The organism is Allomuricauda sp. CP2A (assembly GCF_001683915.1).
GTDB lineage: Bacteria > Bacteroidota > Bacteroidia > Flavobacteriales > Flavobacteriaceae > Flagellimonas.
The window spans coordinates 1-12,020 of the sequence record NZ_LXTT01000076.1 but is presented as its reverse complement, the minus strand read 5'-3'; the positions used below and the strand labels follow the sequence as shown (position 1 = coordinate 12,020).

At 45.6% G+C, this 12,020-nt stretch carries 5 protein-coding genes; 4 read left to right on the top strand and 1 reads right to left on the bottom strand.

The genetic code is table 11. The features are described 5' to 3' along the window. Positions 1 to 39: 39 nt before the first annotated feature. Positions 40 to 789 (top strand): DeoR/GlpR family DNA-binding transcription regulator, encoded by a 750-nt coding sequence (locus A7D14_RS09270; protein ID WP_067033513.1) that lies wholly within the window; start codon positions 40 to 42, stop codon positions 787 to 789. A gap of 5 nt (positions 790 to 794) precedes the next feature. Further along, positions 795 to 1,607 (top strand): N-acetylmuramic acid 6-phosphate etherase, encoded by an 813-nt coding sequence (murQ, locus tag A7D14_RS09265; protein ID WP_083158046.1) that lies wholly within the window; start codon positions 795 to 797, stop codon positions 1,605 to 1,607. 3 nt (positions 1,608 to 1,610) lie between these two features. Here the strand turns inward: murQ and A7D14_RS09260 are convergent, their stop codons facing one another. Next, positions 1,611 to 2,729, bottom strand: a complete 1,119-nt coding sequence (locus tag A7D14_RS09260; protein WP_067033164.1) for a PQQ-dependent sugar dehydrogenase — start codon at positions 2,727 to 2,729, stop codon at positions 1,611 to 1,613. A gap of 156 nt (positions 2,730 to 2,885) precedes the next feature. Here A7D14_RS09260 and A7D14_RS09255 point away from each other — a divergent pair, with 156 nt between their 5' ends. Together A7D14_RS09255 and A7D14_RS09250 are read left to right on the top strand one after the other, a co-directional pair. Further along, complete coding sequence (locus tag A7D14_RS09255; protein WP_067033160.1) at positions 2,886 to 11,195, top strand: T9SS type B sorting domain-containing protein; 8,310 nt, start codon at positions 2,886 to 2,888, stop codon at positions 11,193 to 11,195. A gap of 214 nt (positions 11,196 to 11,409) precedes the next feature. Continuing rightward, positions 11,410 to 11,706 (top strand): hypothetical protein, encoded by a 297-nt coding sequence (locus tag A7D14_RS09250; RefSeq protein ID WP_067033158.1) that lies wholly within the window; start codon positions 11,410 to 11,412, stop codon positions 11,704 to 11,706. Positions 11,707 to 12,020 lie beyond the last annotated feature (314 nt).

The following is a 12,020-nucleotide window of genomic DNA, read 5'->3' as shown; positions in this document are numbered from 1 at the left end:
GTTTTCTACTTTTGAATTTGAATTATAATGACAGCTTTGATGCTCAAAGAAGAACGACAACACGCCATCCTTAATGAAGTGGAGCTCCATAATCGGGTTTTATTGACTGATTTGGCGGAGAAATTGGATGTGTCCATTGATACCGTTCGGCGCGATGTAAAGGAACTGGATGCGGAAGACATGTTGGTAAAGGTGCATGGCGGTGCCGTATCATTGGGTTTTGCCAACTATAGCCCAAGCCGCAACAATGTATATGCACTGGACAAGAAAATAGCCATAGGCAAAAAGGCCATGTCCTTGATCAGGGAAAACAGTGTTGTGCTGATCGATGGCGGAACCACCTGTTTGGAACTAGCCCGCTTGCTTCCAGCAAACCTCAAACTCACTTGTTTTACGCTCAGCCTTCCCGTTGCCATGGAATTGTTGACCAAACCCAATATTGAAACCATATTTATAGGAGGAACCCTTTCCCGGGATTCCCAAATTGCCATGGGATCCAGTGCCATCCATGCATTGTCGCAGATTAAAGTGGACTATAGTTTCATCGGAACAGGATATGTGGATGCTGAATTTGGTTTGACGGAATTTGATTGGGATGTGGTGCAGACCAAAAAAGCGGTCATAAATGCCTCGAAGAAAACCGTGCTTTTGTGCATTTCTGAGAAATTGAATTCCCAACACCGGTTTAAGACTTGCGATTTGAATGTGATCAATACCATGGTCACGGAATTGGAACCTTGGGATGAAAAACTCGAGGCATTCAAGAATATGAACATACAATTATTGTAACCCCAGTGAAAAAACACATCAAGATAACAGAAGAAGCTTCCTTGTACAATCAGTTGGAACAAATGTCAAGCTTGGATATTGTAAGCAATATCAATAATGAAGACAAAAAAGTGGCGGACGCTGTAAAAAAGGTATTACCCAAGGTGGCAGCTTTGGTGGATGAAATGACGGAACGCTTTGAAAAAGGAGGGCGTTTATTTTATATAGGTGCCGGCACCAGCGGGCGTTTGGGCATTTTAGATGCTTCGGAAATCCCACCAACCTTTGGAATGCCACATGACAGGGTCATTGGATTAATAGCGGGTGGTGATAAGGCCATCCGAAAAGCAGTGGAGTTCGCTGAGGATGACTTGGATCAGGCTTGGAAAGATTTGCAGGAATTCGACATCAACCCCAACGATGTACTGGTTGGAATTGCTGCCTCAGGAACCACTCCCTATGTTCTGGGTGGCATAGCCAAAGCCAAAGAACAAGGCATTTTGACGGCAGGAATTACCAACAACCCTGGGTCGCCCTTAGCCACGAGTTCCGATATTCCTATAGAAATCAATGTGGGTCCCGAATTTTTGACGGGAAGCACCCGAATGAAGAGTGGTACCAGTCAGAAAATGGTGCTGAATATGATTTCCACCGCCCTTATGATACGTGTTGGCCGGGTAAAAGGCAACAAAATGGTGAACATGCAGTTGAGCAACACCAAATTGGTGGATCGTGGTACCCGATATATTATGGAGGAATTGGGGTTGAATTACCAAGAAGCTGAAAAGGCCCTGAAACAATATGGTTCGGTTAAACAAGCCATTGACGCCCTCAAGTAGGTGCTATTTCGGAACCAGTCTATAAATCCCCTTACCTTCAATCCCCACATAAATAAAGCCATCCGGTCCTTGGCGAACATTGCGTACCCGTCCCATGCCATCCAGTAGTTTTTCCCGATAGGTAACTTTGTTATTTTTTAGCTCCAATCGCTCCAGATACTGAAATGAAAGTGACCCTACCAGCAAATTCCCTTTCCATTTGGGATATTTATCCGAAGTGACAAAGGTCATTCCCGAGGGCGCAATGGAAGGTGTCCACTGATAGAGCGGTTGCTCCATGCCCGGTCTTGAAGTTTCGTCGGTGATTTTGGTGCCACTGTAATTGATGCCGTAGGTGATAACGGGCCAGCCGTAGTTTTTTCCTTTTTGGACAATATTGATTTCGTCGCCACCTCTTGGGCCGTGTTCGTGTTCCCAGATTTTTCCGGTTTCGGGGTGCTTGGCCAATCCTTGTGGGTTTCTATGGCCATAGCTGTAAATGGCAGTTTTTGACCCAGACTTGCCCACAAAGGGATTATCATTGGGAATGCGGCCATCATCATGGATTCGGTATATTTTGCCGCCATCACGAGTAATATCCTGTGGATTCACGTCCCTGTTTCCACGTTCCCCAACCGAAAAGTAGAGGTATCCGTCATTGTCAAATTCCAGTCGGGAGCCAAAATGCTGCCCCCTGGTTGAATTGGGCTCCGCCTTGTAGAGCAATTGTTTTTGCACCAGTCTGTTATTGGAGAGTTTAGCCCGCATAATGGCCGTGTTGCCGCCTTTTCCATCACCTTCTTCGGAGGCGTAGGAGAGGTAGAGCCATCCATTCTCTTTGTAGTTGGGGTGGAGTTCAATGTCCATCAAACCGCCTTGGCCACGCACATAAATTTCGGGCACATTACTGATTTCAGAAGTTTTTCCTGATGAGTAATGTATGAGTTCCCCTGATTTTTCCGTTATCAGCATACTGCCATCCGGAAGGAATGCCATGCCCCAAGGGTTTTGTAGACCGGGTACAACGGATTCCACAGTAAAATCAATGGTTTTGGGAAGATTTATGTTTTTATCGGGCGTTTGGGCGCAGGATGTACTTAGCAGTACAACGAAAAAATACTGAGATACCACACTTTTTTTCATAATTTTACGTTGAAATAGTATATTTTATAGATAAACGGCTACTTTTTGGTAGTTGAGTGTGTTGAAGATAAAGAGATTTTTATAAGTATAGACAATTACTATGTAAGAATATTAAGGTCCCAAATCTGAATATTCTGCCCTAACAAGACTTAACCTATGCTCCCTCAAAAAACAAGGCATTTGCTATATGCCGTGTTGATGGTGTTCATATCCATATTTTGTTCCACGGTATTAGCAAAGACAGAGGTCAATCGGATACTAACCAAAATAGTGTCCTCCGTTTCCGAACCAAGTGCTGATGAAAAGGCGGAGATTTCCTCCGAAAAAGCTTCAGCAACTCAAGCGGATGCATCTTTTGCTGCAAGCAGCAGCATGTTCATGACCATTATACAAGGGGCCAATGAAGAAGTGGTTTGCCCCAACGACGGTAGCACACTTGCCAAGTTCTTTCTCTGTGGTACCAGCGATATCCGAACTATATCCCTAAGTCAATCTGGCAGTAGTTACCAGTGGCAAAAGCTGGACCCAAATACCTGTGCGCCCACTGTGGTTGATGATTGCCCCACAATCAATGGGGCCTGTACCTGGAATACGGTTGGAACAGGGTCTACCTATGATCTGTCTACAGCAGGAGAGTTTAGGGTACGTGTGAATTCTGGACAATACTACTATTTCAAATCCTCCTTGAACCCATTGGACCCCCAATTGATCAAGGAAGATATTGTATGTGGCAATCCGGGTAGGGTAGAGGTGACCAATGTTCCTGCAGGATATGAGTATAGCTTGAACAGTGCTGCGGGACCTTACCAAGATGCTCCTTTCTTTGATATTACCTCTTCTGGCGATTACAGAGTCTATGTGCGATTGAAAAATGTATCTGCTACGGCCTGTGTTTTTCCATCCAATGAAGTTACCATAGATGATTTGGACATCAATGTGGATGTAACAGCAAATGATATTCTTTGTAGCAGTGAATTGGGGAGTATCGACGTTCAGGTGTCGGGTGTCCCCGGATTTTATACGTATCGATTGGTAAAAAATGGGGTTACTGTGGATACCTTCGGGCCCAATGGTGCCGATACCTATACTTTTGCCAATGTAAGCCCCGGGACTTATAGTATTCGCGTAGAGACCAACAACTGCTCTGAAACCATAACCACAGATATTGATGGCGACCCTATAGTCATTGGAAACGGAATCAGCCCGTTGGCGGTTTCTGCAACAGCTTCTGCTAGTTTTGGATGTGGGGCCACTTCGGTGGATGTGAACCTGACCACTTCGGGTGGAACCGCTCCTTACCGCTTTAGCGTGGACGGAGGGCCTTTTGGCTCAACGTATACGGGTTCCACCACTTTTACGGTGACTTCAGCGGGCACCTACAATATTTTGGTGGAAGATGCCAATGGATGCCAACGCAGTGCATCTGTGGATGTTCCGGACATTCCGCCGCCCATTTTCAATTTTACCGAAGAAGATGCCAACTGTGGAGGAGCCAATGATGGTAGAATCACTATCAATGTAACCAATGGATTTGGTTATGAAATCGAATACAGCATCAACAATGGGTCAAGTTTCCAAATAAGCAATACCTTTTCCAACTTGGCGCCCGGTACCTATAATGTGGTATTGCGATATGAGCAGGATTCCTTCACCTGTACCACAACACCACAAACGGCGACCATTGGTACGCCTTCAACCATTACAGCAACGGCCACACCGGATACTGTGCCCAACTGTACCAATGAAAATGGGGGGCAAATCACCATTTCCGGGGTTTCTGGAGGAACTGCTCCGTATGAATACAGTGTAGGAGCCGGATTTAGTTCCAATCCTGTTTTCACCAATTTGGGAGTGGGAACCTACACACCCATGATTCGGGATGCCAATGGATGTGTTCAGTCGCTTCCGGATATTGTATTTAATTCGCTGAACAAACCGACCAATCTGGATTTTGCCATTTCCAGTTTGGATTGTATTACCACAACGGCTTCCGTAGGGTTGACCGTTACCGGAGGTACTGGCCCTTATACCTATGAAATTATTGCACCTTCGGCCAGTGCTGTGAACAATGGGAACAATAATACCTTCAGCGGATTGGGATTGGGAACCTATACCTTTAGAGTTACGGACAATGAAGGCTGTTCTTATGATGAAAACTACGCCATAACCGATATCAGTTCCATTGGAGTGCAGGCCCAACAGACCAAAGTGGTCACTTGTGTTGGCGATTCTGATGGAGAAGGACGCTTTTTGGTGGATGGTTTCAACACTACCTATAGCTATAGTATTGATGGAGGTCCTGTTTCAACCGGACAGAGTGGAAGCATCATTCCATTGACCGGACTGACTGCTGGAAGCTATGTGATTTCCGTGACCGATGAGGAAACCAATTGTACCGATAACGCCACTTTGGTGATTGAGGAGCCTTCTACCGCTTTTGCAATTTCCGGTTTGGATGTTACCGATATGAGCTGTCAAAATGGAAATATTGGAGCGGTTCGTATCAATACCGTAGGAGGATGGGGTGGTAACCGATATACCTTGACCCAGCCTGATGGTTCCACAAGAGGGCCTAAAAATGGCAGTACGTTCTCCAACCTGTCCCAAGATGGAACCTATCAAGTAAGTGTTACCGATGCCAATGGATGTACCGTTACAGATAGCTTTACCTTGACCAGCTTGGATGCGCCCACCTTGACTTTGGACAACGGTGCTTCCGATTTTTGCTATGACAATTTTACAGCTGCTACCTTGGTGGTGAATGCCTCCGGAGGTTTGGCACCATACCAATACCGAATCAATGGGGGTGCTCTGGGTGCCAGCAACAGTTTTGCGGGGCTTACCCCGGGAACCTATACCATTCAGGTGGTGGATGCCAATGACTGTAGGGATACGGTTACAGCTACCATCGAACCTCAGGTGGTGGCCAATGCCACTACCATTCAGGAATTGGATTGTGCAGGCCCTCCCGGACAGATTCAGGTGAATATCAGCAATGGCTACACTTCTGGTGGCAATTACGATATTTACGAAGTCAGTATCAATGGAGCGCCGTATACATCGGACAACAACAATATCACTGGAAACTCATTTGTGTACAGCATCCCCAATGATGGTTCCATTATTACGGATACCACCTATCAGTTTTTGATCACTGATAGCAGAGGATGTACCACAGAATCCAATGTGGTGACCATTTCTCCTCCGGAGACCATTGCCGGTTCAGCGGTGGCCACGGATACCCAATGTGGGGACAATACCAGCGGAATTGTAACATTGATTCCCGATACCACCCAAGGTATTCCGCCGTATGAGTTTAGTAACGATAATGGAGCAACTTTTAGTTCCCAAAATATTTTCTCAGGATACGGTCCTGGCACCCATGGTGGCTTTGTTATTCGTGATAGCAGGGGATGTGTGAGCCCAGCCTATGATGTTACCATTGCCGCAAGCACTCCATTGGATGCAACGGCCACACCTACCGATGCGGTTTGCTCCTCAGGAGCGGTGAACGGTTCCATTTCAACCACCATCAACAACGGAGTGGCTCCTTTTGATTATGTCCTTTTGGATGTGGCAGGAAATCTTGTGTCCAACTCAATAGGAACTCCGAGTACTACCGTGAATTTTCCCAACCTTCCTCCCGGAAATTACACAGTGGTCACTACAGATGCATCAGGTTGTGAGGATCGCGATGAGGTGATTATCGACCAGAACACTTTGGATTTGATTCCTTTGGATGCCGACCCAGGGTTGTGTTCAGATACTTCATTCCCATACCGGGTCAGGGCCACTGGAGGAACAGCGCCTTACGAGTTTAGATTGGTGGGTGACCCAACGTTCAATCCAGCAACTTCAGGAGGAGATACCTATGACTTTACGGGTCAAGTGGTACCTGGAGTGACTTACTTTGTTGAGGTCAGGGATGCTCTTGGATGTATTTATGTTGAAGAAATTGACCCCATAGGTCCCCTTAATCCAGTTGCGGTAACAGCCACGGCTACCACTGCATCCTGTAACGTTTCAGGTAGCGGAAGTATTGATTATGCTATTTCTGGGGTGTCTGCCCCCGGTAACTTTACGGTTACCCTTCAAAATACGGATACCGGTGCTATCGAATCTGGTCCAACCACCTTAACCGGACAAACCATTCCTTATAGTGGAACGTTCACGGGGTTGGCTCCTGGAAATTATCAGATTATTGTAGCGGACGATTCCACAGGGTGTAGCTCAAGTACGTTGGTCTTTATCAGCTTTAGTTCCCCATCCATCACCATCGACAACTTTGTTGAGGCTACCTGTAATGCAGGTGCTTTGGTAACAGTAAGAGGTTTTGGAGGAACAGGGCCGTTCAACTATGCGTATGTCCCAACTGGTGACCCAGCTCCAACCGTGTTTGCTTCGGAAACTACTTTTGAAATACCGGGGCCTTATCCAACAGATTACGATTTCTACGTTCAGGATGCCAATGGGTGTACCGCTTTAACCACGTTGACCGTTACCCAAGAAGCCGGTGTGCCCAATCCGGTCATAGATGTGGTGAATCAGTGTACAGCCACCAGTGGTTATCAAATTGATATTGTTTCGCCTTTATCTACTGGCTCAGGACTTCCCGAAGAAACCTTCCAATACGATATAGGAAGTGGCTTTCAGACAGGAACAACATTTATCGTTCCCAATCCGGGCAGTTACGTAATCACCGTTCGTGATGGCAACGGATGTACCAATACGGTCACCGCCGATGTGTTCAACTTCTTTGCCATAACCGCAGATGCCACCTCATTGCCAACTTGTAATGCTGGGGATGGAACAATTACCGTAAACACCACCGGAGGTAGTGGAAATTTTGAATATCAATTGCGGGATGCAGGTACTTTAGCAAACATTGGTCCAGCACAGAGTACTAATACCTTCAACAATGTGTTGCCCGGAGATTATAATATTTTGGTAACAGATTTAAGTTCAAATACAACTCCATTATGTTCTGACGAAGCCATTGTGAATGTATCTACCGTTAATACGCCTGTGATCACGGCGACACCCAGCAGCGATGTCACCTGTAATGGTGCCGATAATGGAACTATTTCTGTGGAGCTTCAACCCGGAACGGACACGGATACCCCTTTGAGCTATATTCTGTATGATAGCAGTTCTGCAATTTTTGCTGGGCCACAAGGGTCTCCCGTATTTGATGATTTGCCACCAGACACCTATCAAGTGGAGGTGGTTTCGGATAGGGGATGTACCGACCAAGTGGGAGGAATTGTCATTGCGGAGCCTTCGGTACTGCAAGCTAACGCAGTGAATACAGAATTCAGTTGTAATCCATCCAGCAATCAGTTCAGTACGGCTACCATTACCATTTATACGGATGATAATGGCGACGGTACGGGAACCGCTACGGGAACTGGACCCTACACCTATAGTATGAATGATGGTACCCCTCAATTTGATGGGACCAACTTCCAGACCAGTAATACTTTTGAAGTGATTGATAATGGGACCAATCAGACCATTATCTTAACGGCGCGCGATCAAAATGGATGCGAGGAAACCTCAACGGTGACCATCAACAGCCCAACGGATATCACCTTCAGCTATGCTGTGAACCAAATCACATGCGATGCATCAGGAACAGGGGTTAGCCCGGGAACCATCGATATCATTGTAAATGAAGGGCCTGGAAATTATGAAGTCGAGATTTTGCCTTTGGGATCGGAGCCAGCCCGAAATTCTGGTGGTACAGACCGTGTAACCTGGGATATTGCCACACCTGGGGACTACATTTTTGCCGTGACCGATATAGGCAATGGAGGCTGTTCGTATTTAACGACCACCATCAATATGCCCGAATATAACAACATTGAGGCCTTGATTGCAGAAGTACAACCGGTAACTTGTTTCAATGGCAATGATGGCGAGATCAGTCTCGAAATCAACAATTACAGTGGAACCTACAATTATGAGGTTTTCTCAAGGGATAATAGCGGCGTTGAAACATCAACAGGGGTAACCGGTAGTTTTGATACCAACGCACCGATAAATTCTCCTGAAATCATTACAGGGCTACCTGCGGGTAACCTTGTGGTGCATATTGAAGCATTGGATTCGCCTTTCTGCGATGTGGTCAGTAACGTTACCACAGTACGATCACCAGATAGGCCATTGACGATTGATGCCATCCAAACCTCTCCAGTAACCTGTAATGTGCCGGGTTATGGTGAAATTACAGTAGCTGGAGATGGTGGTTGGGGCACGTATGAGTACCAATTGATTGCTCCTGACGGTAGCACCGTATTGGTTGATTATCCCAATACCACCCCAATCTTTGAGGACCTTTCCACCGGAACCTATACCGTTAATGTAAGGGATATAAGAGGTTGTGAGGCCAGCAATACCATCAATTTGCCATTGCCTGTCCCAATTTCCGCAGATATACAAGTGGTGCAACAATTAGCGTGTAACAACGATAATAATGGCATTATTGAAGCGTACAATGTAGCTGGAGGACAAGGCCCGGGCAACTATCTGTATCAATTGAACCGAATTACAGATGGTACCAACAGTGGACTTCAGACCACACCAACCTTTGCCAACCTTTCAGCGGGAGATTATACCATCACCATTTTTGATGGATGGAACTGTAGTTTTACCACAAGTCCTATTACCGTTCAGGATCCAGAAATTGTAGTGGCCGAACTGGTAGAGTTGCAACCTCCGGGTTGTGGGGATTTGGGTAGAATGGAACTTTCTGTGACGAATCCTGAGCCGGGCGTGGATTATTTCTACCGTAGATCGGGAACTTCGGACCCTTTCACATCTTTTGGAGCAGGAATGACCAGTGTGGAAATTGCTGCTGATATAACGTTAGATCCCGGACCGTTCCAGTATGATGTTCAAAATTCCAATGGATGTCCCTACGAGCGTTCCAACCAAATTTCATTGGATCCTGCAGCGCCTTTGGTTATTGCTTTGGATTTGACCAATGCTACCATTAATTGTGCTGGGGAAGCAACAGGGATTATTCGCTCCGAAGCTTTTGGAGGTATTGGAAGTTATATGTACACCTTGGTGAATTCAGATATGTTGCCCGTAACTCCGGCCAGTACTGTTCGTCCTGCACAAGGCTCAGGGATTTTTAGGGAGTTGAACCCAGGCACCTACTACGTATATGCCCAGAGTGGGGGATGTGAGGCCATTTCAGACCCCATTGTCATAGAACCAAAGCCACCATTGGTCTTGGATTACTTGGAAGCAGTTCCTGTAATGTGTGCTGGGGATACCAACGGTCAAATTATTATCGAGGCCAGTGGTGGAACTGGAGCTATCAGATATTCCATTTCGGACACCTTGAGCGAATTCTTTGAAGGTGATGACCCCAATAATCCCAATAGAAAAACATTTACGGATTTGTCCCCTAGAACTTATGATATCATTATTCAGGATGATTTGGGATGTACCATAACCAGAACAGTTGAAATTACCCAGCCCATGGAATTGGTGGCTGGGATTGCATCTACCACTCCCGAAGTTTGTATGGGAGATGGTGACGGTACCCTTACCTTGGAGGTTTCAGGAGGTACGGCACCCTATTACACCAGTGTGAACTCAGCTGATGATGCCGATTTTGTTCAAAATGACACCATGTTCTTTGATAACCTGTTGGGTGGTGAAACCTACGTGATTTTTATTAGGGATGCCAATGGATGTCAAACCAGTGTAGTAGCCGAAATAGGTGTGGGTATAGAACTTTTGGCCGAGCCGATTGTGCAGTACGGTTGTGAAGGCATATTCCCGAATAGTACCGCTACGGTTTCCATTTCAGACCAGTCATTGATACCACAATTATTGTTCGCATTGGATGTTGAGGACATTCAGCAGGCAACAGAACAGCGAACCTTTGGCGATCTTCCTCCGGGTGAACACACCGTATACATTTATCATGAAAATGGTTGTGTCACCTTTGTGGAATTTGAGATTGATGCCTATGAACCACTCACCCTTGAGGCAATGAAAACGGGACCCAACGAGGTCACTGCAGTCGCTACAGGAGGGTTTGGAGGGTACGAATACTTCTTTCAAGGGGAATCCTATGGAGAGACCAATACATTTAACATCAATGTAGATGCCAATGTCAATATAATGGTACGAGATCAGAATGGCTGTGTGGCCAATTTGGTCATGCCCTTTAACTTTGAGGGAATGCCAGAAATGCCCGATTTCTTCACCCCTGATGGGGACAACCTCAATGATTATTGGTATCCTAACAACCGTGAGTTTTTCCCAGATATAGATGTGATCATCTATGACCGATATGGAAGAGTGGTGGCACGATTAGACCAAGTCAAAAAGTGGGATGGAACCTACGAAGGAAGTCCCTTGCCCACTGGTGACTATTGGTATGTGGTCAACGCCAATGACCGAGAGAAGCAGCGATATGTAGGTCATTTTACATTGTATAGATAGTATTTTAAGGCTTTTTGTTTATATTTACTCGGACGATGTATGGGTTACCATTATTTGAAAATTCAACCTTCTTCCCCCACCATGGAGTTTCAAATAATAAGCCAATACGTAACGATGGAATTGAGTTGACTTAGGTGAAAGTCAATGGAAATCAATTCCTGCGAAGGCTGAAAATAGAAAGGATTAATCACCAAATCTTAAACAAACTACCTTAATGGATAACTTAAAACCTACTAACGCTTCATCATTTTTGGCACCCGAATTTGAAAATCTTGATTACTCCATTTTTCAACTGAATCTCTTCCTCAACGCATACAGTGAGGGTCAAAAGCCTTACAAGATTGATTATAATGTATTGTTGATGAGTTTTCGTCAATGGAATGGTGGCGATATTGATGAATTTTGCCAAGATCAGACCATAGGTTATTTTTTATTGAATCCATCCAATGATTCCGCAGAGGCCAGAGAAGCTTTTTGTATGGAAATCAGGGAGTTCCTTTCGGGATCTTAGAAAGGTATACCACTCTTTTTATCTCCAACATTTATATTTATTGAAAATGGAGATATAGTTTTGCTAAAATTTATATTTTTGCAGTCCGTTTTCGGGATGTGGCCCTTCGGCCACGCTCGGGTCGGGATACCTGCCAGCCGGTAGGAAGGGACTCCGTCTGGTACCCATACTGCTTAGCAGTAGGCGGAATTGAAATTTGGGTATTGTTTTTTTGAGTTTTTATCAGCATTTAGCTGATTTCGGGATGTGGCGCAGTCTGGTAGCGTACGCGCATGGGGTGCTATGTTTTACCTCTGAAAACCAATGAACTAATT

Excerpts from the sequence above, each read along its gene's own strand:
- A7D14_RS09270 (WP_067033513.1), top strand. The coding sequence starts at position 40 with ATGCTCAAAGAAGAACGACAACACGCCATCCTTAATGAAGTGGAGCTC.
- A7D14_RS09260 (WP_067033164.1), bottom strand. The coding sequence starts at position 2,729 with ATGAAAAAAAGTGTGGTATCTCAGTATTTTTTCGTTGTACTGCTAAGT.
- A7D14_RS09255 (WP_067033160.1), top strand. The coding sequence starts at position 2,886 with ATGCTCCCTCAAAAAACAAGGCATTTGCTATATGCCGTGTTGATGGTG.
- A7D14_RS09250 (WP_067033158.1), top strand. The coding sequence starts at position 11,410 with ATGGATAACTTAAAACCTACTAACGCTTCATCATTTTTGGCACCCGAA.